This is a genomic window from Amycolatopsis sp. NPDC004378, from assembly GCF_053602455.1.
In genome coordinates this window covers 118,441-142,178 of the sequence record NZ_JBSGDR010000001.1, presented here as the reverse complement: position 1 = coordinate 142,178, position 23,738 = coordinate 118,441, and the positions used below count along the sequence as shown (strand labels likewise).

General features: G+C 72.4%; 23 protein-coding genes, 1 tRNA gene and 1 pseudogene. 10 read left to right on the top strand and 15 right to left on the bottom strand.

Annotation, left to right across the window (positions count from 1 at the left end):
• Positions 1 to 181 precede the first annotated feature (181 nt).
• On the top strand, positions 182 to 904 hold the full coding sequence (locus ACWEN0_RS00690) for an aspartate/glutamate racemase family protein (RefSeq protein ID WP_451967656.1): 723 nt from the start codon (positions 182 to 184) through the stop codon (positions 902 to 904).
• On the opposite strand, the gene ACWEN0_RS00685 is transcribed toward ACWEN0_RS00690, so the two are convergent.
• The gene (locus ACWEN0_RS00685; RefSeq protein WP_451967653.1) at positions 894 to 1,742 is read right to left on the bottom strand and encodes an arylamine N-acetyltransferase family protein; all 849 of its coding nucleotides are present in this window, start codon (positions 1,740 to 1,742) and stop codon (positions 894 to 896) included. The genes ACWEN0_RS00690 and ACWEN0_RS00685 overlap by 11 nt on opposite strands.
• Positions 1,743 to 1,834: 92 nt before the next feature.
• Here ACWEN0_RS00685 and ACWEN0_RS00680 point away from each other — a divergent pair, with 92 nt between their 5' ends.
• Genes ACWEN0_RS00680 through ACWEN0_RS00670 form a run of 3 tightly spaced genes read left to right on the top strand, consistent with a single transcriptional unit; the run spans position 1,835 to position 4,085 of the window.
• The gene (locus tag ACWEN0_RS00680; RefSeq protein WP_451967652.1) at positions 1,835 to 2,485 is read left to right on the top strand and encodes a rhomboid family intramembrane serine protease; all 651 of its coding nucleotides are present in this window, start codon (positions 1,835 to 1,837) and stop codon (positions 2,483 to 2,485) included.
• Entirely contained in the window at positions 2,482 to 3,288 is an 807-nt protein-coding gene (gene murI / locus ACWEN0_RS00675) for a glutamate racemase (RefSeq protein ID WP_451967651.1), read from the top strand. The genes ACWEN0_RS00680 and murI overlap by 4 nt, the downstream gene beginning before the upstream one ends.
• Before the next feature lie 29 nt (positions 3,289 to 3,317).
• The gene (locus ACWEN0_RS00670) at positions 3,318 to 4,085 is read left to right on the top strand and encodes an MBL fold metallo-hydrolase (RefSeq protein ID WP_451967650.1); all 768 of its coding nucleotides are present in this window, start codon (positions 3,318 to 3,320) and stop codon (positions 4,083 to 4,085) included.
• An 87-nt stretch (positions 4,086 to 4,172) separates the two neighbouring features.
• Here ACWEN0_RS00670 and ACWEN0_RS00665 read toward each other — a convergent pair.
• Positions 4,173 to 4,988, bottom strand: a pseudogene (locus tag ACWEN0_RS00665) (lysylphosphatidylglycerol synthase transmembrane domain-containing protein); the annotation flags it as partial.
• Positions 4,989 to 5,096: 108 nt separating this feature from the next.
• On the opposite strand from ACWEN0_RS00665, the gene rph reads away from it, so the two are divergent.
• On the top strand, positions 5,097 to 5,873 hold the full coding sequence (gene rph / locus ACWEN0_RS00660) for a ribonuclease PH (protein ID WP_364721812.1): 777 nt from the start codon (positions 5,097 to 5,099) through the stop codon (positions 5,871 to 5,873).
• Entirely contained in the window at positions 5,870 to 6,478 is a 609-nt protein-coding gene (gene rdgB, locus ACWEN0_RS00655) for an RdgB/HAM1 family non-canonical purine NTP pyrophosphatase (RefSeq protein ID WP_451967649.1), read from the top strand. Before rph ends, rdgB begins: the two co-directional genes overlap by 4 nt.
• 95 nt (positions 6,479 to 6,573) lie before the next feature.
• Here the strand turns inward: rdgB and bcp are convergent, their stop codons facing one another.
• The 5 genes from bcp to ACWEN0_RS00630 all read right to left on the bottom strand — a co-directional run bounded on the left by bcp (position 6,574) and on the right by ACWEN0_RS00630 (position 10,002).
• A complete protein-coding gene (bcp, locus tag ACWEN0_RS00650) occupies positions 6,574 to 7,047 on the bottom strand; it encodes a thioredoxin-dependent thiol peroxidase (protein WP_451967648.1) in 474 nt (157 codons plus the stop codon).
• Between the two features lie 15 nt (positions 7,048 to 7,062).
• Positions 7,063 to 7,602, bottom strand: coding sequence for a hypothetical protein (locus ACWEN0_RS00645; protein ID WP_451967647.1), 540 nt, complete (start codon positions 7,600 to 7,602; stop codon positions 7,063 to 7,065).
• Positions 7,603 to 7,795: 193 nt separating this feature from the next.
• Complete coding sequence (locus tag ACWEN0_RS00640; RefSeq protein WP_451967646.1) at positions 7,796 to 7,978, bottom strand: hypothetical protein; 183 nt, start codon at positions 7,976 to 7,978, stop codon at positions 7,796 to 7,798.
• Between the two features lie 133 nt (positions 7,979 to 8,111).
• Positions 8,112 to 8,993: a hypothetical protein gene (locus ACWEN0_RS00635; protein WP_451967644.1), complete on the bottom strand. Its 882-nt coding sequence runs from the start codon at positions 8,991 to 8,993 to the stop codon at positions 8,112 to 8,114.
• Positions 8,994 to 9,111: 118 nt separating this feature from the next.
• Positions 9,112 to 10,002 (bottom strand): AraC family transcriptional regulator N-terminal domain-containing protein, encoded by an 891-nt coding sequence (locus ACWEN0_RS00630; RefSeq protein ID WP_451967642.1) that lies wholly within the window; start codon positions 10,000 to 10,002, stop codon positions 9,112 to 9,114.
• Between the two features lie 141 nt (positions 10,003 to 10,143).
• Here ACWEN0_RS00630 and ACWEN0_RS00625 point away from each other — a divergent pair, with 141 nt between their 5' ends.
• On the top strand, positions 10,144 to 11,226 hold the full coding sequence (locus tag ACWEN0_RS00625; protein WP_451967640.1) for an aldo/keto reductase: 1,083 nt from the start codon (positions 10,144 to 10,146) through the stop codon (positions 11,224 to 11,226).
• Here ACWEN0_RS00625 and ACWEN0_RS00620 read toward each other — a convergent pair.
• Positions 11,220 to 11,969: an NAD(P)-binding domain-containing protein gene (locus tag ACWEN0_RS00620; protein WP_451967638.1), complete on the bottom strand. Its 750-nt coding sequence runs from the start codon at positions 11,967 to 11,969 to the stop codon at positions 11,220 to 11,222. The two genes, ACWEN0_RS00625 and ACWEN0_RS00620, sit on opposite strands and share 7 nt — an antisense overlap.
• Positions 11,970 to 11,977: 8 nt before the next feature.
• Positions 11,978 to 12,895 carry a helix-turn-helix domain-containing protein gene (locus tag ACWEN0_RS00615; protein ID WP_451967636.1) on the bottom strand — a complete coding sequence of 306 codons (918 nt, stop codon included), beginning with the start codon at positions 12,893 to 12,895 and terminating at the stop codon, positions 11,978 to 11,980.
• Between the two features lie 70 nt (positions 12,896 to 12,965).
• Between ACWEN0_RS00615 and ACWEN0_RS00610 the strand changes: the two genes are divergently transcribed.
• Entirely contained in the window at positions 12,966 to 13,913 is a 948-nt protein-coding gene (locus ACWEN0_RS00610) for a saccharopine dehydrogenase NADP-binding domain-containing protein (RefSeq protein ID WP_451967634.1), read from the top strand.
• A gap of 600 nt (positions 13,914 to 14,513) precedes the next feature.
• On the opposite strand, the gene ACWEN0_RS00605 is transcribed toward ACWEN0_RS00610, so the two are convergent.
• A tRNA-Leu gene (locus ACWEN0_RS00605) sits at positions 14,514 to 14,587 on the bottom strand.
• 99 nt (positions 14,588 to 14,686) lie between these two features.
• Here ACWEN0_RS00605 and ACWEN0_RS00600 point away from each other — a divergent pair.
• Positions 14,687 to 14,908, top strand: a complete 222-nt coding sequence (locus ACWEN0_RS00600; RefSeq protein WP_451967632.1) for a DUF3618 domain-containing protein — start codon at positions 14,687 to 14,689, stop codon at positions 14,906 to 14,908.
• A gap of 3 nt (positions 14,909 to 14,911) precedes the next feature.
• Here ACWEN0_RS00600 and ACWEN0_RS00595 read toward each other — a convergent pair whose 3' ends face one another.
• A complete protein-coding gene (locus ACWEN0_RS00595) occupies positions 14,912 to 15,337 on the bottom strand; it encodes a hypothetical protein (RefSeq protein WP_451969788.1) in 426 nt (141 codons plus the stop codon).
• Between the two features lie 205 nt (positions 15,338 to 15,542).
• On the bottom strand, positions 15,543 to 16,142 hold the full coding sequence (locus tag ACWEN0_RS00590) for a TetR/AcrR family transcriptional regulator (RefSeq protein WP_451967631.1): 600 nt from the start codon (positions 16,140 to 16,142) through the stop codon (positions 15,543 to 15,545).
• Between the two features lie 71 nt (positions 16,143 to 16,213).
• Between ACWEN0_RS00590 and ACWEN0_RS00585 the strand changes: the two genes are divergently transcribed.
• On the top strand, positions 16,214 to 17,671 hold the full coding sequence (locus tag ACWEN0_RS00585) for a flavin-containing monooxygenase (RefSeq protein ID WP_451967629.1): 1,458 nt from the start codon (positions 16,214 to 16,216) through the stop codon (positions 17,669 to 17,671).
• A gap of 57 nt (positions 17,672 to 17,728) precedes the next feature.
• Here ACWEN0_RS00585 and ACWEN0_RS00580 read toward each other — a convergent pair whose 3' ends face one another.
• The 3 genes from ACWEN0_RS00580 to ACWEN0_RS00570 form a co-directional block, all read right to left on the bottom strand.
• Positions 17,729 to 18,199 (bottom strand): helix-turn-helix domain-containing protein, encoded by a 471-nt coding sequence (locus ACWEN0_RS00580; RefSeq protein WP_451967627.1) that lies wholly within the window; start codon positions 18,197 to 18,199, stop codon positions 17,729 to 17,731.
• Between the two features lie 246 nt (positions 18,200 to 18,445).
• Entirely contained in the window at positions 18,446 to 20,086 is a 1,641-nt protein-coding gene (locus ACWEN0_RS00575; protein ID WP_451967625.1) for an LCP family protein, read from the bottom strand.
• Between the two features lie 386 nt (positions 20,087 to 20,472).
• On the bottom strand, positions 20,473 to 22,629 hold the full coding sequence (locus ACWEN0_RS00570; RefSeq protein ID WP_451967623.1) for a phospholipase A2: 2,157 nt from the start codon (positions 22,627 to 22,629) through the stop codon (positions 20,473 to 20,475).
• Between the last annotated feature and the right edge of the window lie 1,109 nt (positions 22,630 to 23,738).

The window sequence follows — 23,738 nt, the reverse complement described above, 5'->3', positions numbered from 1 at the left end:
CTTTTCGAACGGCCGACGTGCGCAACGGGGCATCACACGTGATCAGGAGGGCATCACGCGTGATTGAGCGGGCATCACGCCGATGCCCGCCGGATCACGCGTGATGCCTCTTCAGTCACGGGTGATGCCTCTTCGACCACGCCCGGCGAAAGCCGGGCGCGGTTCGGGCATGCTGAACGGCATGAAGGTCATCGGGCTGCTCGGCGGGATGAGCTGGGAATCTTCGCTGGAGTACTACCGGCTCGTCAACGAACGGGTGAAAGCCGTGCTCGGCGGGTTCCACTCGGCACGGACGGTGCTCTACTCCGTCGACTTCGCCGCGATCGAGGCCATGCAGGCCGAAGACCGCTGGGCCGACGCCGGCGCCGAGCTGAACCGCGCCGCCCGCGCCTTGGAAGCGGCCGGGGCCGACTTCGTCGTGCTCTGCACCAACACCATGCACAAGGTCGCCGACGAGCTGACCGACGGCCTCGGCATCCCGCTGCTGCACCTCGCCGACGCGACCGCCGCCGCCATCAAGGCCGCCGGGGTCCGCCGGGTCGGGCTGCTGGGCACCGGGTTCACCATGGGTCAGCCGTTCTACCGCGACCGGCTCGCCGCGCACGGCCTCGACGTGCTCGTGCCGGGCGCCGAAGACCGCGACCTCGTGCACCGCGTCATCTACGACGAGCTGGTGCTCGGCGTCGTCGAGGACACCTCGCGGCAGGCCTACCGCGAGGTGATCGCCCGGCTGGTCGAGGCGGGTGCCGAAGGCGTGATCTACGGGTGCACCGAGATCGAGCTGCTCGTCGGCCCGGAGGACTCGCCCGTGCCGACGTTCCCCACGACGCGCCTGCACGCCGAAGCCGCCGTCGACCACGCCCTGGGCAAGGCGCCACTGCCACCGGGCCCGGTCACACGCTGATCACCGGCCCTCCCGCGTGGGTCTCGTGCTGCGCCACGACCTTGCGCCACAGCCGCTCGCGCTCGTCGGCCGTGAACAGGTCCGGGGTGATGCCGAAGACGTCCCCCGCGGCCGACCACCAGCCGTCCGGGGACTCGACGAGCTCCTTCGCGCCGTGGCGGTTCAGGGTCAGCGCCCGCAGGGTGTCGACGCCCGTCGCGTCCCGCCGTTGCAGCACGCACACCCGGACGAACCCGGACTCCGGCGCGCTCGACAGCCAGGCGTGCTTCGCCGCGAAGTCGCTCATCTCCGCTTCGCCGGGTGCGAAGTCGAAGCCGGCGAAGCTGCCCGACGGGTCGTGGTCGAACCGCCAGCCGCCGGGCGCCACCCCCGACGGCCGGAGCCGGTAGGTGTGCGGGCCCTGCGTGTACGCGCCTTCCCGGAGGGGGAGCGGCTCGTGGATGCCGTCGCCCAGCCCGGCGTCGACCAGCCAGCTCGCCGACGGGTCTTCGGGCAGCCCGGTGACGGTCAGGGCCAGGTGGTTCCGGTCGATGTTCGGCGCGTCGGCCGCGCTGCCCTGCACCCCGCCGAGGTGGCGCGTGACCCGGTAGCCGAGTGCGTGCAGCAGCTCCGAAAACGCGCCGTTCAGGTGGTAGCAGTACCCGCCGCGGCCGCGCAGGATCCGCGCGAGCGAGGCCGACGGCTCCAGCGGTGTCGGGCGCTCGAGCTGGACCTCCAGCGCCTCGTACGGCACGCGCTCGACGTGCGCCGCGTGCAGCCGCCGAAGGGCGTCGAGACCGGGCGGCTCGGCGCCGAGGCCGAGCCGCCCGAGGTATCCGGTGACGTCGAAGTTCCCCATGCCACAGACGCTAGCGGCGACCACCGACAAAAACCCCGGATCAGGGAATTCACCCGAGGCGGACCCGCTGATCGCGACGTAGCGTCGAGGACGTGAGCACTTTGCCCGTGAACCCGGCCCCGGAAACCGATGCGGCCAAGCGCGTGCTGCCGCCGAGACCGCGGGCGGCCGCCATCGTCGCGCTCTCGTTCACCCTGCTGCTCTACCTGGTCGAGCTGGCGGACGTGATCCTGCCCGGCGACCTCGACCAGGGCGGCATCCATTCGCGGGAGCTGTCGGGGCTCGACGGGGTGCTGTTCGCGCCGCTGCTGCACACGGGCTGGTCGCACCTGTTCGCGAACACCGTGCCGGTGCTGCTGTTCTCCTTCCTCGCCATGGCCGCCGGGATCGGCCGGTTCGCCCTGGTCACGGCCATCATCTGGGTGGTGTCCGGGCTCGGGGTCTGGCTGATCGGGCCGGCGAACACGGTCACCGTCGGCGCCTCCGGACTGGCCTTCGGCTGGCTCGCCTACCTGCTGGTGCGCGGCATCTTCAACCGCGCGGCCGGGCAGATCCTGGTCGCGGTGGTGCTGCTCGGCGTGTGGAGCGGCATGCTGGCCGGGCTGCTGCCGGGCAACCCCGGCGTTTCCTGGCAGGGGCACGTCTTCGGCGCGCTGGCCGGTGTCCTCGCGGCGTGGCTGACCAGCCGCACGGGCAAGTCGCGGAAACCGGTGCCCGCGGCCCCGGGTAACCTCGACGGGTGACGTCTTCGCCCGCTGATGCCCCGATCGGCGTGTTCGATTCCGGCGTCGGCGGGCTGACCGTCGCGAGGGCGCTGCTCGAGCAACTGCCCGCCGAACAGCTCCGCTACGTCGGCGACACGGCGCGCAACCCGTACGGCCCGCTCCCGATCGCCACCGCCCGCCGCTACGCGCTCGAGGCTCTCGACGAGATCGTCGAGAGCGGCGTGAAGGCTCTCGTCATCGCGTGCAACACGGCGTCCGCGGCCTGCCTGCGCGACGCGCGGGAGCGCTACGACGTGCCGGTGATCGAGGTCGTCCTGCCCGCCGCGCGCCGCGCCGTCGTGGCCACGCACTCCGGCCGGGTCGGCGTGATCGGCACCGAGGGCACCGTGCGGTCGCGCGCCTACGAGGACGCGTTCGCCGCGGCGCCGGGGATCACGCTCACCAGCGTCGCCTGCCCGCGGTTCGTCGACTTCGTCGAGCGTGGCATCACGACCGGGCGGCAGGTCCTCGGACTCGCGCAGGGCTACCTGGAGCCGCTGCTCGACGCCGAGGTCGACACGCTCGTGCTCGGCTGCACGCACTACCCGCTGCTGCAGGGCGTGCTCCAGATCGTGATGGGCCAGGAGGTCACCCTGGTTTCGAGCGCGGAGGAGACGGCCAAGGACGTCGTCCGGGTGCTCACCGAGCGGGATCTGCTGTCGGCCCGGCAGGAGCCGCCGCGGCACGAGTTCCTCGCCACCGGCTCGGCCGAGCCGTTCACCCGGCTGGCGGCGCGGTTCATGGGGTTCGCCCCGGGTGTCCTCGCTCCCACCACCGCGTGATCGGCGCGCCGGGCGCTTAGGGTGTCGAAGTGCGACTGACCATCCTCGGGTGCTCCGGCAGCATCCCCGGGCCGAACACCGCCGCGTCCGGCTACCTGGTCGAGGCCGAGGGCTTCCTGCTCGGTCTCGAGCTCGGCAACGGCACGCTGGCGCAGTTGCAGGCCGTGGCCGACCCGTTCGACCTGGACGCGCTGGTGCTCACGCACCTGCACCCGGACCACTGCGCCGACGTCAGCGCGCTCACCGTCCTGCGGCGCTACCACCCGGCGCCGCCGTACCCGGCGCGTCCGCGCCTGCTGCCGCTGTACGCGCCGCACGACGCGCCCCTGCGGCTGGCGAACGCGTACGCGCCCAACGAGACCGAGCGGGCCACCACGGACCTCACCGACGTCTACGACTTCCACCCGCTGCGGGCCGAGCCGTTCCGGATCGGGCCGTTCGACGTCGTCGCGGTCGAGGTCGACCACCCGACCCCGGCGTACGGCCTGCGCATCGCCTACGGCGGCCGGATCCTGGCGTTCACCGGCGACACCGGGCCGTGCCGGGCGCTGAACGAGCTCGCCGACGGCGTCGACCTGCTGCTCGCGGAGGCGTCCTGGACGGACTCGGCGGAGCGCCCGGCCGGGGTGCACCTGTCGGGGAAGCAGGCGGGCGAGCTGGCGCGCGACGCCGGTGTCGGCCGGCTGCTGCTCACGCACATCGCGCCGTGGACCGACGCCGGCGCGGTTCTCGCCGAGGCTTCCGCCGAGTTCCCGGGGGCCGAGGTCGTCAAGCAGGGCGCCGTCTACGACGTGTGAGCGGCGCAGCACCAGCCAGCCGGCCAGGCCGAGCGGCAGGACCAGCCAGCAGGACAGCAGCCGGTAGGCGAGCACGGCGGCGGCCGCGGCCGGGTGCGCGGCGCCCGCCGAAACGAGGCCGGCGAGCAGGCTCGCTTCGATCACGCCGATGCCGCCGGGCGTGAGCGGGATCTGCCGGACCACCTGCACGGTGAGGTAGACGCCGGCGAGCTGCGCGACGGTGAGGGGCAGGTCGAACGCGCGAGCCGCGGCGGACAGGCAGAGCAGGTCGGTGAGCCAGTTCGCGGCGGCCGCGGCGAGGGCGAGCGTCCAGTGCCGCGGGGCGACGTCGCGGGCCGTCGCGAGGGCGTCGAACAGCGGCGCCGCGCGTCCCTTGTGGACCTTCGGCGGCCGCGCGGGACGGCGCACCACCAACCAGGCGACGAGCCCGGTCGCGACCAGGGCGCCCACGGCGGGGCCGACGCCGAGGCGCAGCAGCCCGCCGGTGCCGTACAGGAGTGCCAGCCCGGCGAAGGACAGCAAGCCGGAGAGCACCATGACCGACGTCGCGGCGGCGCGGTCGGCGCCGCCCGCGCGGAACTGGCGGAAGGCGTAGGCGGCCGACACCGCCGAGCCCGCGGGGAGGCTGATCGAGAGGGCGGAGCGGCTGTAGGACAGCGCGAGCGCGCGGTGCCGGGGCAGCCGGACGCCGAACGCGATGAGCAGGCGGCGTTGCTGCCGGGCGAACATCGCCATCGAGGCGAACTCGGCGGCCGCGCCGGCGACCAGCCACCGGGCGTCGGCCGTGCGCAGGGCGGCGAGGACGTCGGCGGGAGCGGGCAGCTTGTCGCGCAGCGTCAGGACGGCGATCGCGCCCACGGCCGCGGTACCCAGCGCCTTCAGCGCCCACCCGATCCCATTCATCATGTGATGAATTTTGCGCCCGGCGCGGCCCGGAAGTCAACGTGTGATGAATTGCACGGGGCCCGACGCGGTGCGAGGGCCGGGTGCGGGCGGTCCTAGAGTGCTCCCGTGGCTCGAAAAGATGGCAGGAACGACGACCAGCTCCGGGACATCAAGATCACCCGGGGGTTCCAGCAGTGGCCGGCGGGGTCCGTGCTGATCGAATTCGGCAACACGCGGGTGCTGTGCGCGGCGAGCGTCACCGAAGGCGTGCCGCGCTGGCGGGCCGGGTCCGGCCTCGGCTGGGTGACCGCCGAATACGCGATGCTGCCGTCCGCGACCAACACCCGCGGTGACCGCGAGTCGGTCAAGGGCCGGATCGGCGGTCGCACGCACGAGATCTCACGGCTGATCGGGCGTTCGCTGCGTGCCTGCATCGACCTGGCGGCGCTGGGCGAGAACACGATCGTCATCGACTGCGACGTCATCCAGGCCGACGGCGGCACCCGCACGGCCGCGGTGACCGGCGGCTACGTCGCGCTGGCCGACGCGATCACGTGGCTGGGCGCGGCGAACCGGCTCAACGACCCGCAGCCGCTGTCGTCGTCGGTGGCCGCGGTGAGCGTCGGCGTGGTCGACGGCCGCGTGCGGCTCGACCTGCCGTACGAGGAGGACTCGCGCGCCGAGGTCGACATGAACGTGGTGGCCACGGACGCGGGCACGCTGATCGAGGTCCAGGGCACCGGCGAGGGCGCGACCTTCGCCCGGTCCACTTTGGACACCATGCTGGACATGGCCCTGGCGGGCTGCGAAGAGCTGACCCGGCTGCAGAACGAGGCCCTGGCGCTGCCGTACCCCGGCGAGCTGCCGGAGCCGCGTCCGGACAAGAAGAAGGGCTCGAAGTGACGGAGCTGCTTCTGGCCACGCGCAACGCGAAGAAGCTGGGCGAGCTGCGGCGCATTCTCGACGCCGAAGGGATTTCCGGCATCGAGGTGCTCGGCCTCGCCGACGTCCCGCCGTTCCCGGAGGAGCCCGAGACGGCGCCGGACTTCGAGGGCAACGCGGTCGCCAAGGCCCGGGACGCCGTCGCGGCCACGGGTCTTCCGGCGATCGCCGACGACTCGGGCATCGCGGTCGACGCGTTGAACGGCATGCCGGGCGTGCTGTCGGCCCGCTGGTCGGGCAAGCACGGCGACGACGAGGCGAACCTGGACCTCGTGCTCGCCCAGCTCGGCGACGTGCCGGACGAGCGGCGCGGGGCGCAGTTCGTCTGCGCGGCCGCGTTGGTCCTGGCTTCCGGCGAGGAGACCGTGGTCCGCGGCGAGTGGCGCGGATCCCTGGTGCGCGAGCGGCGGGGCACGAACGGCTTCGGGTACGACCCGATCTTCGTCCCGGACGGCGAGTCGCGGACGTCGGCGGAGATGGAGCCGTCCGAAAAGGACGCCCAGTCCCACCGGGGCCTGGCGTTGCGGGCCCTGCTCCCGGCGCTGCGGGAACTCGCCGAAGGCTGAAGCTCAAGTCTGCGGAGGCCACATTGAGGAGATGTGACCTCCGCGGCTTGCTGCGTGCTGGGACCGTGCGCGGTGGGCGAGTGGTCAGCCGGTGATCAGGAAGCCAGGCCGAGGTCGCGGGTCAGCTTCGCCACGTGGCCGCTCGCGCGGACGTTGTAGAAGGCGTGGGCGATCTTGCCCTCCGGGTCGACCACGAACGTCGAGCGGATGACGCCCATGTAGGTCTTGCCGTAGTTCTTCTTCTCGCCGTACACGCCCCACTCGTTCAGGACGGTCTTCTCCGGGTCGCCCAGCAGCGGGAAGGTCAGCTTCTCGTTCGCAACGAACTTCGCGAGCTTCGCCTGCTTGTCCGGCGAGATGCCGATGACCTGGTAGCCGGCGTCGTTGAGCTCCGAGAGGTTGTCGCGGAAGTCGCAGGCCTGCTTGGTGCAGCCCGGCGTGCTCGCGGCCGGGTAGAAGTACACGACCACGGACTGGCCGCGGAAGTCGCGCAGGGAGACGTCCTTGCCCTCGCTGTCGGGCAGGGTGAAGTCGGGGGCGTCGTCACCCGGGGAGAGTCGCTCGGTCATGCTCCGAGCCTAACGTCAGGCGGGCCCGCAATAGGTGGCGACAGCGGCATCTGCAGCACTCTGGCGGATCTGCAGCCGCAGCTGGGTCGGCTCCTGCGGCACCGCGAAGGCCAGCGTGACGTGCACCGAGCGGCCCGGCAGGACGTCCTTGCCCGCGTCCGCGATGCCCGTGAAGCCCTGGGTGGTGTCCGCGACCTGCTTGACCGGCGCGCCCGCCGTGGTGGCCGTCACGGTGAGACCCGAGAGCTTGTACGTCGTCGCGCCGTCGTTCGTCAGCTCGACGTCGAAGGCCGCGCCGCGCGGGCTGTGCGGGTACGCCGAAGCACTGGGCGTGAAGGACTTGGGCGAGCCGACCGAGATGGTGACCCCGCTGGCGAACCGGTGGTCCGCGCCGAACTTGAGGTCGTTGCCCGCCTGCGCCGCGCTGGCGCCCGCCTGGCCACCGCCCGCGCCGAGCGCGGCGGTGCCGTCCTGAGCCGCGGGGACCCCGCACGCCACCGCCAGGGAAAGCAGTCCTGTGGTGAACATGATCTTGCACGTGCGCGCGAGCGCCATCGCGGGTACTCCAGTCGGCGGGTCGGGGGTGCCGTTCGGCATCGGGGGCGTGCCGGGCGAACCCGCTCCACTCTGGCCGTGATCCCGCTCGGTTACGAGGCGCCACCGGGGGTTGTCGCGCACCTGGTGCCGCCCCGTGGCCAATCCGTGACCGGAACGGCACGGGTGGTGACAATCACCACCGACATGCCACTTAAACCGCGAGCGCGAACAGCAGGATGAAGATCGCCACCCCGGCCACCCAGGAGGCCATCAGCCAGCCGAAATCCCGGACCGGATCAACGGCGCGGCTCTCCTCGCCGGGCACGTACACGCCGCGTTCCTCGAACCAGTCGGCCCACCGGGCGAACCAGCTCAACGGGTTGCGCGACGACATCCTCCACCTCCGGGCACCGGCTTCCCCGTCACAGTACGGGTTCGGCCGCGCACACCGGAAGCCGCGTGCCAGTGACTGTCGGTGACCCGAGAGTCCACGGCCGAGTGAAGCCCGGCGGCGGTGGTGTAGAAGCTCAGACGACTCCGTTGCGCTGCAGGATCGAGACCGCGCGGACGGTCGCGTAGCCGCGCCATTCGAGCTCCGCCGCGGGCGAGTAGCTCGCGAAGTCGACCCGCCAGCCGCCGTCGTCCTGCTGCTCGTCCGCCAGGCGCCGCAGCTCCGCGTCGATCACCTCGGCCTTGAACAGCGCGCGGGCCGGACGGTCCGGCAGGGGCGCGAAGTCCAGTGCGCGCAACGTTTCGCCTTCGGAGCCGCCGGCTACGGGGACCAGTCCTTCGGGTGAGACGTACGGCGCCAGCCGGTCCAGGAGTTCGGCCGCCTCCGGGTGGAAGTCGTGGGCCGCGTCCACCATGCCGACCGCGAACGACAGCTCGATCGCGTGCGGCGCCTCGGCGATGGCGCGGATTTCGCGGAAGCAGTACTGCGTCGCCGCCGCGAGCCACGGGTGTTCCCGCACTGCCTGGTCGTGGCGGGCGACGCGCAAGGCGACGCCGGCCGCGAACGCCGTGCTCTGCAGCGTGGCCCGCTCCGGGTCGGCTTGGGCCCAGAAGGGCGCGCACCCCGCCGGGTCCGCCACCGGCAGGGCGAACGGCAGCCCGCCGTCCGGGGTGGAGACGGACGCGAGCCAGTCGCACAGGGGCGCGGAGTGCGGGGAGGTGCCGATTTCTTCGAACACTTCGAAGGCGTGGAGGGCTCCGCCGGGCTGGCTCTCGGGCGCCCGCAGGTCGGGCTCGAGGCCCCAGCCGTAGCCCCCGTCGGGATTGCGGTAACCGTCGACGGCGGCCAGTACGGCGTCGGCGGTCGTTTCGCCGCGGAGCAACTCGAAGCGGCGTCGGTCGAGGAGCCGGGCGTGCGTCGCCATGAAGGACGCTGCCGCGGAAAGGTTCACAGCCATGCGGTCAGCCTCGCACTGGCGAGCGCGGCGGTCTTGAACGGATCGGACCTCGGGCCGCCGGGGTCGCAGGTGGCTGCGCGGGTTGGTCGGACTCGGGCGGTCCCGACCGGATCGGACCTCAAGGCAGCCGCGGTCCCGGAGCGGCCGCCGCGCGGAGGCGGGCCGCGTCCTGGCCCGGTGGGGCTCCGAACAGGCGGCGGTACTCGCGGTTGAACTGGGAGGGGCTGTCGTAGCCGACCAGGTGGCCCACGCCCGCGATGTCCGCCGCGCCGGCCAGGAGCAGCGAACGGGCTTCCTGCAGGCGGATGCGCTTCTGGAACTGCAGCGGGCTCAGGGCCGTCACCCCGCGGAAGTGCCGGTGGAACGCCGACGGGCTCATCCCGGTCAGCTTGGCGAGCTCTTCGATCCGCATCGGCTCCGCGTAGTTCTCGCGGATCCAGCGGATCGCGCGCCCGACGTGCGCGAGGCCGCTGTCGGCCAGGCCGATCTGGCGGACCAGGTCACCGTGCGGGCCGGTCAGCAGGCGCCACAGGATTTCGCGCTCGACCAGCGGGGCCAGCACCGGCGCGTCCGCCGGGTGGTCGAGCAGCCGGAGCAGCCGGACGGCCGCGTCGAGCAGCTCCGGACCGGCGTCGCCGGTCGCGATCGGCGACGCCGGTGGCGTGCGCGACCAGCGGCCGGGCGGGGTTTCGAGCAGCAGCGGGGCGATGGCCGCCGGGCGCAGCGCGAGGCCCATGCCCAGGGCCGGCGTCTCCGGCGTCGCACCGAGGAAATGGCCGGTCACCGGCAGGTCCGTGCTGACCAGCAGGTACTGCCCGGCCCGGTACTCGTGGACCTGCTCGCCGAGCAGGAGCCGCTTGCCGCCCTGGGCCAGCACGACCAGCAGCGGCTCGGTCAGCGAATAGTCCGGTTCGCTGGTGTCCACTTCGGACAGCAGCAGGCCCGGGATCGGGGTGCGCAGGTCGGCGCGCGCGTGGGCGGCGACGAGGTCGCGAAGCTCGGTCAGCACCTCTCAAGAGAAGCACCACGACGCGCCTCAGGCAACCATGATTGCGCGGATCGTGCAAGAACTGACGTCGATCAGTCTACCGTTGAGCTGGGTGGATGCGGTTCTCTGGTGTTGGTCAAAACGACACCAGAGGAGCGGTTCATGACACTCGACCAGTACGTCACCCTCGGCCGGTCCGGGCTCCGCGTCAGCCCGTTCGCGCTCGGCGCGATGACCTTCGGCGAAGACCCGGGCGGCGCCGGCTGCAGCGTCGAGGAGTCCGAGAAGATCCTCGCGACCTACCTCGACCGAGGCGGCAACTTCGTCGACACGGCCAACTTCTACACCAACGGCCATTCGGAGAAGATCCTCGGCGACTTCTTCGCCGCGCAACCGGGCCGGCGCGACCACGTCGTGCTCGCGTCGAAGTTCTTCGGCAACATGTTCCCGGGCGACCCCAACGGCGGCGGCGCCGGCCGCGCGTCGATCATCGCCCAGCTCCACGAGTCCCTGCGGCGGCTGCGCACCGACCACCTCGACCTCTACTGGCTGCACAACTGGGACCGCCACACGCCGGTCGAGGAGACCATGCGGACCCTCGACGACCTGGTCCGGGCGGGCAAGATCCGCTACGTCGGCTTCTCGAACACCCCGGCGTGGGTCACCGCGCAGGCGCAGACGACGGCACTCCTGCGCGGCTGGACGCCGTTGATCGCGCTGCAGGTCGAGTACTCGCTGCTGGCGCGGACGGTCGAAGGCGAACTGGCGCCGTTCGCGCTCGACCAGGGCCTCGCGCTGACGCCGTGGAGCCCGCTCAAGAACGGCTTCCTGTCGGGCAAGTACCGGCGTGGCGCCGGGGTTTCCGACTCCGCCCGCGCGGCTTACGTCGGCGGCCCGACCGATGCCGAGTACGCGGTGATCGACGCCGTGGCGTCGGTCGCGGCCGAGCTGGGGACGACGTCGGCGACGGTGGCCCTGGCGTGGCTGCGGGCCCGGCGCGGAACGGTGGTCCCGATCGTCGGCGCGCGGCGGCTGGAACACCTGACCGGCAACCTCGCGGCCCTGGAGGTCACGCTCACGCCCGCGCAGCTCGCGGTGCTGGACGAGGTTTCCGCGCCCACGCTGGACTATCCGGCTCCGATGCACGGCGCCCAGCGCGCGATGCTGCAGTTCGCGGGCGCGACGGTCGACGGCGAACCGTCCACTGTGTACCCGCCGCTGCTGCGGAGCGACGTCCGCTACTGACCTTTCACGCGGGCGAGGACGTCGCCGAGGGCGTGGCGCACACGGGCGGGGTCGCGCACGGCCGTCCGGAACTGCTCGTTGATCCCGCCCGGAGTCTCGTGCTTGCGCGCCAGTTCGCCGAGGGTGCCCCGGTGCGCGGCCAAGGTGTGGCCGAGTTCGCCGAAGACGTGGGCGATGTAGGCGTTCGCGTCCTCGGGGGCGACGCCGTGCTCGGCCATCCAGCCCGCGATCGTGGCGAGCTGGTCGAGGTGCGCGGCGAAGGTGGCGGTGGCGGCGCTGAAGGTGGCGAGCGCCGTCTCGTCCGCGGGGACGACGACGTCGCCGACGGTTTCGAAGAGGGCCCTGGCGTCGGCGTCGTCCGGGTACATGGCGGTGCGGCTCGCGCGCCGGCTGGCCGTCGGCAGCGGGATGCACCGGACGACCCGCCCGGCCGGTGAAACCCAGTCGCGCACCTGGGTGACGGTGACGGCGGCGACCGCGCTCATTACGACGTGCTCCGGCCGGAAGACGAGCCCGGCCAGCACTTCCCGGACGACCTGCGGCCGCACGGCGAGGACGACCGTCGTGGCGCTGTCGAGCACCTCCTGGTTGCCGCCGCAGACCCGCACGTTCGGGAAGCGGGCGGCCAGATCGTGCGCGATGTCGTGGTTGCGCGGGGAAAGGACCACGGACGCCTCGGTGCCGAGGCCTTCGACGATGGCGGCGGTGAGTTCGCCGGTCCCCACGAATCCGTACGTCTGCATGGCGAACCCTAACCGCGGAACGTCCGGCGGTAGGTGTCCGGGGGCACGCCGACCGTGCGGTTGAAGTGGCGCCGCAGCGTCGCCGCCGTGCCCATGCCGACCGCCGCCGCGATCGTGTCCACACCGGAATCCGTGTGCTCCAGCAGTTCCTGCGCCCGGCGGATCCGCTGGGTCAGCAGCCATTGCAACGGCGTCGTGCCCGTCGCCGAGCGGAAGTGGCGGGTGAGGTGGCGGGTGCTCAGGTTCGCCTGCCGGGCCAGGTCCTCGACGGTCAGGGGCCGGTCGAGCCGTGCGGTGATCCACGGCAGCAGCGCGGCCAGCGGGTGGTCGTCGCGGGCGGGGACCGGCGTGGCGACGTACTGGGCCTGCCCGCCGGCCCGGTGCGGCGGCACGACGAGGCGGCGGGCCACCGCGTTGGCGGCCGCGGAGCCGTGGTCGGCGCGCACCAGGTGCAGGCACAGGTCCATCGCGGCGGCCTTGCCGGCCGAGGTCAGCACCCGGCCGTTGTCGACGTAGAGCACGTCGGGGTCCACGGTCACCCGCGGGTAGCGGGCGGCGAGGACGTCGGTGTGCGCCCAGTGGGTGGTCGCGCGCAGGCCGTCGAGCAGCCCGGCCGCGGCGAGCACGAACGCGCCCGTGCAGAGCGACGCGACCCGCGCGCCGCGTGCGTAGGCCGCCTGCACCGCCTCGACCAGGTCGGCCGGCGGGTCCGCGTCGACGTCCGCCCAGCCCGGCACGAGCACCGTGCCCGCACGGGCGAGCCGGTCGAGCCCGTCGTCCGGCTCGAGCAGGAACCGGCCGACGCGCACGGGCCCCGAGCCGCAGACGGCGAAGGCGTACCGCGGGTCGTCGCCGAACACCTCGGTGGCGATGGTCAGCTCGAACGACAGCATCCCGTCGGTGGCGGCCAGGGCGACGTCGTGCATGTCCGAAAGTGTACGCATCAAGGCGTTCCGGACACTGTCGCCGCGGCCGCACCGTCGTGAGGATGGCGGCATGACTTCGGTACTCGTGTACGGCGCCTACGGGCACACCGGCCGGTTCGTGGTGGGGGAACTGCGCGACCGCGGCTTCACCCCGGTCCTTTCCGGCCGCGACGCGGCCCAGCTCCCGAACGGCCGCCCGGCACCGGTCGACGACCCGGCCGCCCTCGACCGGGCCTTCGAAGGCGTGGCGGCGGTGATCAACTGCGCGGGCCCGTTCGCGGTGACGGCGCGTCCGCTGATCGAGGCCGCGGCCCGCGCGGGCGTCCCGTACGTCGACGTGGCGGCGGAGATCGAAGCCAACCTGGACACCTTCGAGCTGGCGGTGGACACGGTGGTGGTCCCGGCGATGGCGTTCTTCGGCGGCTTGGCGGACCTGCTGGCGACGACGGCCATGGGCGACTGGCCGGAGGCGGACGAGGTCCACGTCGCGTACGGCCTGAGCGGCTGGCAGCCGACGGCGGGAACGCTCTCCGCGGGCAGGGTGTCCCGGGCCCGCCGCGGCGGCAAGCGCATCCGCTACGCGGACGGCCGCTTGGAGTACCGCGACGACGCCCTGCGGACGCTGGACTGGCCGTTCCCGGAACCCCTGGGCACCCGCCGGGTGTTCGGGGAGTTCTCGATGGCGGACATCGTGACGATCCCCAGGCACCTGAAGGTCCCCACGGTCACGAGCTACATGACGCTCAACGCGGCCAACCAGCTGTCGACGGCCGCCCCGCGCACCGAGGCCGAAACGTTCGTGGTGGACGTCGTGGTGCGCGCGGGCAGCGAAGAACGCCGAATCGTCGCACGGGGCCAGGACATCTACGCGGTGAGCGCCCCACTGGCGGTGGAGGCGGCGGAGCGAATCCTGACCGGCCGGACGAAGACAAAAGGCGTGGCCCCGGCGGGAGAGATCTTCGACGCACCGGACTTCCTGCAAGCACTGGAGCCACACATCACGATCGCCCCAAGGTGACCAGACCGGACAAGGCAACCACGACGGTTCCAGGGGCGAAGCCGCCCGGGTGGGGTTCGGGGGCGAAGCCGCCGGTTGGGGGTTCGGGGGTGAAGCCCGCCGGGTGGGGGGTCTGGGGCGGAGCCGCCCGGGTGGGGGTTCGAGGGCGAAGCCCGCCGGGAAGGGGCTTGGAGGTGGAGCCGCCCGAGTAGGGGTTCGGGGGCGTAGCCCGCCGGGAGGGGGGGGCTGGGGGCGGAGCCGCCCGGTGGGGTCTGGGGGCGGAGCCGCCCGAGTGGGGGTCTGGGGGCGTAGCCCGCCGGGAGGGGGGCTGGGGGCGGAGCCGCCCGGTGGGGGTCTGGGGGCGGAGCCGCCCGAGTGGGGGTCTGGGGGCGGAGCCGCCCGGTGGGGGTCTGGGGGCGGAGCCGCCCGGTGGGGGTTCGGGGGCGAAGCCGCCCGAGTGGGGGTCTGGGGGCGAAGCCCGCCGGGTGGGGGTCCGGGGGCGAAGCCCGCCGGGAGGGGGTCCGGGGGCGAAGCCCGCCGGGCGGGGTCTGGGGGTTGCACCCCCAGAAGACACGACGAAGTGATCCGGCGAAGCGCGAAGCGCGGAGCAAAGGAGAAACGTGGGCCCGGAGAGATTCGAACTCTCACTGGCACGGACCTAAACCGTGTGCCTCTGCCAATTGGGCTACGGGCCCTCCAGTAGTGGGAAGCGTAGCGTGCGGCGTGGCCGGTGGGGCGGCGGTGGGGCGGTCGTCTAAGTTGGGGTGTGGAAGTCCCTGCGGCGAGGAGGACACGTGGCTCGCGATCCCGAGACGATCGAGCGTGAGATCGAGCAGGCCAGGACGGCCCTGGCGTCGACGCTCGATCAGCTGACCGTCAAGGCCGACCCGAAGAAGTTGGCGGAGTCGGCGAAGGACGGTGTGCGCGCCAAGCTGGAAGACCCGAAGGTGAAGTACCCGCTGATCGGTGCGGGTGTGCTCGTGCTGGTCCTGTTGGTGCGGAAGTTGCTCAAGTAGGGGTCAGGCGCGGGCTTGCTCGGCCTTTTTCTCGACGGTCTCGGGGGCCGGCTTGGGCTCCTCGACGGCTTTGGGGAGTTGTTTGCTCGGCGGCAGGGCCGGCTTCTTGTCGGCCGTGGCGTCCGGGGTCTTCTCGGTGGTCTGCTGCTTCGGGACGCTGCCGGGGGGCGGGATCTCGAGCGGGGGCAGTTTGGGGAGGGTCATCCGGGCTGTCATGTAGGCCTGGGTGAACTCGAACGCGCTGCCGTTGAGCAGGTGCACGACTGTGGTCTTGGTGTCGCCGGCGAGTTCCTCGACCAGCTGGTCGGCTCGGTCGCGGGCGGCGATGATGCCGGGTGCGCGGGCGGTCAGCTCCTTCTCCCGTCCGCTGACCGTGATCGCCCAGTCGGCGTCCTCCTGGACGTATGTCGCCGTGATCGCTTCCACCATCTGCCTCACGCCCCTCTCCCTCTTCAGCATGCTTTACACAACCGTGACGCCGCTACCGCGTTGTCATGACGCGGTGTCTGCGCCCCCTCTCGGCTGCGAAAAGTCCAGCACACTTTCTACCGTGTCTTCGATACCGTAGAGCAACTCTGTGTCACACGACACGACAGCGCTGAGTAACGACCGAATGGCCTAATGCACTTGCATTTTACCGTGCACGGTGCTGGAGGCCGCTCCACAGCACGTCCATGGCGTATTCGGTGGCGGTCTCGGGGCTCACTTCGTCGTGTCGCTCGCACCAGATCGCGAGGCGTTCGCACGCGCCGACCACGAATTCCGCGGCGGCTTCGGCGCGCAGTTCGTCGCCGCTGTCGAAGTGGCCGCTCATGAGGGCGGCGATGAGGTCGGTTTGCTGGCGCCGGGTTTCCTCGACCTCGTCGGCGGCCGGGGTGCCGATGAGGGCCATCTCGTGCCGGAGCAGGGACCAGGCCTGGCGTCGCTCGCGGATGAAGACGAAGAAGGCCAGGAGGCCGCGGCGCAGGGCGTCCTCGGCGGTGGCCGCGCCGACGGTCGCCTGCTCGGTGACCTCGCGCAGTATCGCGCGGGACTGTCGGATGCAGGCCAGGAGCAGGCCTTCCTTCGAGTTGAAGTACTCGTAGAGCATCGGTTTGGAGACGCCCACGAGCTCGGCGATCTCGTCCATGGACGCTGCCGCGTAGCCGCGCGCTGAGAAGACCTCTTCGGCGACCTCGATCATCTGTCGTTCGCGCTCGGCCCGGGGCATGCGCTTGCGCTTCGCGGTGGTCACGGGTCACACTCTACCGCTAGTAACCTACTCCGAGTAAGATGGACGACGGGTAACAGTAACCGGGAGGCGCGATGGGCAACCGCACGGAGACCGGGGTCGTCATCGTCGGGACCGGGTTCTCCGGTCTCGGCATGGCGATCCAGCTGCGCAAGGAGGGCCGCGACGACTTCGTCATCCTCGAGAAGGCGGACGACGTAGGCGGCACCTGGCGGGACAACAGCTACCCCGGGTGCGCCTGCGACATCCCGTCGCACATGTACTCCTTCTCCTTCGAGCAGAACCCGGGCTGGTCGCGGGCGTACTCGCCGCAGCCGGAGATCTGGCGGTACATGCGCGAGGTCGCCGACAAGTACGACCTGCGGAAGTTCGTCCGCTTCGGCCAGGAGATGACCGGCGCCCGCTGGGACGCCGAGGGGAACCGATGGCACGTCGCCACGAGGGGCGGCGACGAGTTCGTCGGAAACGCGCTGGTCGCCGGGGTCGGCGCGCTGCACCTGCCGATGATCCCGGAGCTGCCCGGGATCGAGAAGTTCGAAGGTCCGGCCTACCACTCCGCGCGGTGGCGCCACGACGTCGACCTGAAGGGCAAGAAGGTCGCCGTGATCGGCACCGGCGCCAGCGCGGTCCAGTTCGTGCCGAAGATCGCCCCGGACGTCGAAGACCTGACGCTGTTCCAGCGCACACCGCCGTGGATCATGCCGAAGGCCGACCACGAGATGTCCGGGCGGGCCCGCACGCTGTTCAAGGCGTTCCCGCCGGCCCAGCGCGCCTACCGCACCCTGCTGTACTGGATGCTCGAAGCGCGCGCGATCGGCTTCAACGGCCAGTCCTGGGTGATGAAGCTCGGGCAGCGGCTGGCCAAGCGCAACATCGACCGCGCGATCACCGACCCGGCGCTGCGGCGCAAGGTGACCCCGGACTACACCATGGGCTGCAAGCGCGTGCTCATCTCCAACGACTACTACCCGGCGCTGGCGCGGGACAACGTCGACGTCGTCACCGAGGGCGTGAAGGAGGTCCGGGAGCGCAGCGTCGTCGACGCGGCGGGCGTCGAGCACGAGGCCGACGTGATCGTCTACGGCACCGGCTTCCACGTCACCGACGCCTTCGACGACCTGGAGATCGTCGGCCGCGACGGGCGCAACCTCGGCAAGGAGTGGGCGACCGAGGGGATGCGGACGCACCTCGGGATCACCGTCGCCGGCTTCCCGAACCTGTTCTTCCTGCTCGGCCCGAACACCGGCCTCGGGCACAACTCGGTCGTCTTCATGATCGAGGCCCAGATCTCCTACGTCGCCGAGGCGCTGCGGCTGGCCCGCGGGAAGGCCATCGAGCCGAAGCCCGAGGTGCAGGAGCGGTTCAACGCCGCCATCCAGCGCAAGCTGGCGAAGGGCATCTGGACGCGCGGGGGCTGCAAGAGCTGGTACCTGGACGCCAAGGGCGTCAACCGGACGATCTGGCCCGGCTTCACCTGGCGCTACTGGCTCGACACGCGCAAGGTGCGCCGCGAGGACTTCCTGGTCGGCTGACGCTCGTGAGTGTTCAGGGCGGTGGGAACCGTCCTGAACACTCACGACCGCGGGGGATCAGCGGGAGGCGTACCGGCGCAGGTGGGCGATGAGGTCGACGGTCGGCAGGTCGCACAGCTCGGCCATGCGCTCCAGGGCCGGCAGGTCCAGGGCGACCTCGGCGGCGCCGTGCTCGCCGGCCTGGCGCAGCCGGTCGTCGGCCCAGCGGCGCAGCGGGAGCAGGTCGGCGGGGGCGTCGGCGACGAGCTTGCGCAGGTCGACGCGGACCCGGCCGGGCTCGTCGACGAACACGCGGCGGTGCACCTTGGCCAGCAGGTCCTGGGGGAGCTCGTCCATCGCGACGCACAGTTCGACCAGGCGCACGACGGAGCACTGTCTCGTGCCCAATTCGTAGGTGGCCAGCGTCTGCAGCGAAATCTCGCTCTGCAGGTGCTGGTTCAGCTCCTTGCGCGTCCACCCTCGGCTGCGCCGGAGCTTGCGGAGCTCGTCCCCGAGTATCCGCTGGTACTCCTCAGCGTCGATCAGCACATCAATGTCCCCTGCCGTGCTCTCCCGCGGCACCCGCACGGTGGTGACAAGTTTTCCCGTGCAGGTGCACCCTCACGGATATGTAAGTGCGCGGGAGCCCCGGCCTTACGCGATTCCGGGCATGTCTTTGATACCGATTGCGCGAGTTAGGCCGATCGGGTTAACGGCAGGTAGCTGAGAGTGCAAGTTGCATTTTGCAGCTTCATTGGAAACGCCGACGTTCCCGGTGAACGGGCTGGTAGGACGTCAGTTGACGCAGGGAACGCCTTCGGCGGTGATCGGCTTGTCTTCGTCGGCGGGCGGCGGTGCGGGGGCCTGTGAAGTCGGGCCCGCGGCCGCGCCGGAGCCGGCGCCCGCGTCGGAAGCCGTGCCCTCGTAGTCGGAGCCGAGGAAGACCATCACGTGCCCGGCCGCCACGCTCTTGTCCTCCTGGACCGTGGGCGAGCCGCCGAGCGCGTCAGCGACGGCCTGGCCCTTGTCCTTGGCGCCCTTGGGCACCCAGATCACCGTGGTCTTGCGCGCGGTCGCGTTCGCCGTGTCGCCGGAGGTGAAGCCCTTGCCTTCGAGGGTCTTGGCGACGCTCGCGGCCAGGCCCGTCTTGCCCGAGGCGTTGCGGACATCGACCGTGGTCGCCTTGTTCGCCGGGTCGGCCTGCGGGGCGGACGGCTGCGAAGGCTGGCCCTGCTGCGGTCCGGCGAGGCTCTGCACGAACTGCTTGATCTCGGCGGGGTCGACCTGGATGGCGGTGCCGTCCTCGGGCGTCTTGTACTCGACGTTCTTCACCGGGATGGTGCGGAACTCGAGCTGGCCGCCGGTCAGGCCCTTCATCTGCTGGGCGAACCCGAGGATGTCCCAGTTCTGGTTGAGCACGACCGACTTCTTGATGGCGTCGATCAGGTCGTTCAGCTTCGACGGGTTGGTGAGCGTGCCGGCCGAGAGCACCTTGCGGGCCATGCCCGCCATGAACACCTGCTGCCGGACGACCCGGTCGAGGTCGCCGTTGGGCAGGCCGTGGCGCTGCCGGACGAACTCGAGCGCCTCGACGCCGGAGATCGTGTGCTGGCCCTTGGTGAAGTTCGCCCCGGAGTACTCGTCCTTGACGTTGTTCTTCAGGCAGACGTCGACGCCGCCGATGGCCTTGGTGATGTCGCTGAAGCCGAGCAGGTTGACCGCGGCGTAGTTGTCGATGGTCGACCCGGTGAGCTTCTCGACCGTCTGGATCAGCTCCTTGGCCCCGGCCTGGTTGGCCTGGACGTCGAGGTCCTTGGGGTCGGTGACACCCTGTTTCTGCAGGTCCTTGCGGGCCTGCAGCATCGCCCGCGCGTACGCCGAGTTGATCTTGTGCCTGCCGAAGCCGGGGATGTCGACGTAGGAGTCGCGCGGCAGCGACATCGCGACGGCCTTGCTGCCGTCGTTCGGGATGTGCACGAAGATCAGCGAGTCCGTGTTGAGCTCGCCGTCGGACTCGCCGGCGCGCAGCTCGTCGAGCACCTCGCGCGGCAGCGGGTTGCCCTGCGCGTCGGTGCGGCTGTCGAGGCCGACGAGCAGGATGTCGCGGGCGCCGTCGGCGGGCTTGTCGCCCCCGCCGCCGTCGCTGATCACGTTCGCGTAGTTCAGGCCGTTGACCAGGCCCTGCATGGCGGCCCACGCGTACCCGGTCAGGCCCATCACCAGCAGCGACACGACGGCCAGCGCGATCTTCGCGCCGCGGAAGGAGTTGCGGCGGGCCCGCGGGGCCGGCCCGCGCGGCGGCGCCACGCGGCGCGCGTCCACCGGTTCACGGCGGGGCGCCGGGCGGCGCGGCGGTGGGGTGCGCCGGCCTGGCTCGTCCGTCCCGGGCCGGACAGGACGGCGGCCGCCTTGCCCATTCCGAGGCGGGTGATCCACGCGGGCTGCTCCTCACTGCTTCGATCGGTGGTCCTGGGGTTGGGACGCATGGTGCCCTCACCTGGTTGCCGTAGCGTTACACATCCCCCCGCGACTGTGGCACGCACCACCCATTTTCCCGCACCCGAGCCGGTCGCGCCTGGTCAGGACGCCGCGTTGGCGGGGCGGCGGGGAGTTGGGGCGTGCCGCTGCTGTGGGCGAGCGGGTGGGCTGGTCGTGCGTGGTCAGGGCGTCGCGTTGGCGGGGTGGTGGGGAGTTGGGGCGTGCCGCTGCTGTGGGCGAGCGGGTGGGCTGGTCGCGCCTGGTCAGGGCGTCGCGTTGGCGGGGCGGCGGGGAGTTGGGGCGTGCGGCTGCCGTGGGCGAGCGGGCGAGCCGGTCGCGCCTGGTCAGGACGTCGCGTTGGCGGGGCGGCGGGCCGGCAGCAGGGTGCCGGCGGTCGCGAGCAGTGCGAACCCGGCGGTCGCCGCGTGGAGGGTGACGCCGAGGAGTTCGGATGTGCCTCCGCCGTCGGCGGCGAACAGCAGGGAAGGCACGCAGGCCAGCGCCGTGGCCAGCCAGGTGCCGGTCGCCGCGCCCGCGCCGAGGCGGATCGTGTGCAGCAGGAACACCCCGAGCAGCAGGTGCACCAGGCTCTGGATCGGGTCGAGCCGCAGGCCCAGCAGGTCGGCGTCGGCGGCCACCACGCCGAAGCGGGTCAGCGCGAAGCCGAACACGCCGAGCGTCGCGTAACCGATGCCGAACCCGGCCGCGGCCCTGGTCAGCAGCACCGCCCGGCGGCCGGGGAGCTCGGCCGCCCGCGGCCGCCGCGCGCCGTGGCTGTGCCGCTCGAACCACCAGAACACGAGGGTGGCGGGCACCGCGAGCAGCCCGACGGCGACCAGCGTGCGCGGCCGGGCCAGCCAGCTCAGGCCGTCCGCGATCCGGCCGGGCAGGTGGACGACGGCCACGAGCAGCAGCATCCCGGCCAGGAACGCCAGGTAGAGGCTCATCGGCGCGCGCACCACGAACCGGCACGCGGCGGCGACGCCCGGCCGGTCGGCCAGGCGCGTCAGCGGGCCGGCCAGGAGCCCGAGCACCCCCAGCTGCACCAGGCCGAGCAGGAGCACGCCCCACGGCGGGGCCGAGAACGCCGCCGGGGCGCCCGGGCTGCCGAGCAGGACGGGTGGCCCGTCCCGCAGGACGCTCGCCACGACGAGGCCCGCCACCCCGGTCGCGGCGGCTGCGGCGAGCAGACGTCGTGACAGGCGGACACCGTCCGCGTGCGCGAAGGCGAGCTGCTGGGCGAGGAGCGCGAGGGCGAACGTCGCGGCGAAGCGGGGCAACGGCGAGCCGGTCGCGTCGGCGGCGAGCTCACCGCCGACGACCAGCGCGAGCAGTCCCGCGGCCGCGCTCACCGGCGCCCGGCGGTGCAGGGCCAGCAGCGGGGGCGCGCAGACGATCGTCAGCAGGTAGACCCCGAGCAGCCACAACGGGTGCAGCGCGATCCGCATGACGGTCGCGGTCGTGCCCGCCGGGATGCCGAGGAGTTCGAGCGCCAGCGGCGTCAGCAGCGCGACGACGGCGAAGATCAGCGCCGGGCGCAGCAGCGGGCTGGCGCGTTCGGCGAGGTAATGGCGGTAGCCGCCGCCCTCGGCCTGTTCCGTGCGCCAGCCGGCCGCGTTGGCGTGGCCGCCGGCGAAGAAGATCAGCGGAGCCAGCTGCGCGAGCCACGTCAGCGGCCACAGCGCCGTCTCGGCCGCCCCGGCCCAGTGCGCGAGGGCCGTGACCGACTCGCCGACGAGCAGGAGGACGACGCCGCCGGCGCCGAGCAGGGCCCACCGCGTGACCGACGGCGGGACGTCGGCGGGCACGGGCAGGCGGGGCTCGCGGCGGGCCTTCAGCCAGCCGCGCAGCCGGACGACCAGCAGCAGGCCGATCACGAGCACGCCGGCGACCATCGGGCCGATCGGGTCGCCGACCGGCGGGCCCCAGCGCTGGTGCCACGAGTTGAGGACCAGGCCGGCCGAGTACAGCGACGCGACGACCCGGCACGTGCCCGCCGAGCCCATCGGGTTGAGGTCGCACGCGTGGTGCATGTCGTGGGACAGCTGGTTGTCGAGGGCCTCGCGGACTTCCGGGCCGAGCGGGTGGCCCTTGCGGTCGGCGTAGCGCAGCAGGTCGTAGCCGAGGTCGTGGGACTTGCACGGCACGGCGTAGTCCCACTTCGTGTTGTCGTCGCCCCACGGGGTCGAGCAGCCGCCGTCGACGTGCACGGCGCGGACGGTGCCGTCGCGCGCGGTGAGGACGCCCGGGGTGACGCCGCTGAGGGCGGTGAAGTCCTTGGGCAGCAACGCGAGCGCGTCGGGCCGGGGGCCGGGGTGGACGAGCGCCTCGATGGCGTTCTGCGCGGCCAGGACGTCGCCGGTGGGCGGGCCCTGGTCCGGCGGGGCGGGCGGCCGCGAGGAGATCAGCCCGAACGCGAACACCACCAGCACGACCAGCAGCAGCCAGCCGGACGTCGACCAGGGTCGGCGGACACGAGGCGGCGCGGTCGGGGCGGGCATGGGTCCCAGAGTGCCAGTCCCGTCGCGGGGCCGACATGGGGACAACCCCCGCGGTTCACCGCGGCTTTCCCCTAAGCTGCCCGATCGGGTGGCGCCCGGGTCTGCCCCTTCTTACGTTCCGCGGCCGTCCGGCGCCCGCGACACTGGGCGCGGGGGCGCGGCGGACCAGGAGGGCGCGCAGTGGGCTCGACCGATCCCGGCGGCACGCGGCCCGCCGTACCCGTGGAGAGCACGGTGCGCGCCCTGCGCCGGCTCGCCCCCGGGGCGACGCTGCGTACACCCCGTTCCCCCGAACTGCGCCTGCTCGCCCGCGCGTTGCGCGAGTGCCGGCCCGGCGAGCTGGCGGGACGTCATCCCGGGCCGGTGCGGCGGGTGGTGCTGGCCGCGCAACTGCGGGCGTTGGACCGGGCGATGACGGGATTGTTCGGCTTGGAGGTGCGCTGCCCGGAGGCGGCACGGCTGGTCCGGGCGGCGAGGTTCAGCGGGACCGGGCGGGGAGGCGTCCCGCTGGCGCGGTTGCTGGCCGAGCCGGGCCTGCGCTCGGCGGCGCTGGGGTGGGCCGAGGTGACCGGGGCGCGGATCCTGGCCGCGGAGCTGCGCGGCGAACCGGCCGCGGTGGACGCCGAGGACGGGCGACGGGCGGCGGAGCTGACGGTGGCGGCGTTGCTGCCGCGCGCCGAGGTCGGTGACGGTGGGCGCGAGGTCCTGCTCCCGTGGGCGGGCGGACCTTGCTGTGGGTTGGCTGGGGGTGGTGGCTTGGCTGGTCGACCGGCCACGTGTTGCGGGTGGTCTGGGGATGGCGGCGGGGCTGGTCAGCCACCGCTGTGCCGCGGGTTGGCTGGGGGTGGTGGCTTGGCTGGTCGACCTTCGGCCTGTGGCGGGCAGGGTGACGGCGGGTTGTGCTGCGGAGGGGCTGGGGATGGCGGCCTTGCAGGTCGACCTTCGGCCCGCGGCGGGTGGGGTGACGGCGGCTTGGCCGGCCGGCCGGCCACGTGCTGCGGGTGGGCTGGTGCGCATCGGGCATGCGCCGGTTCGGTCGGCGCCGATCGTGGCGCGCGGCCAACCGCTGCGGGTGGTCGCAGTGCTTGCGGCTCGGGCGGTGGCTTCCT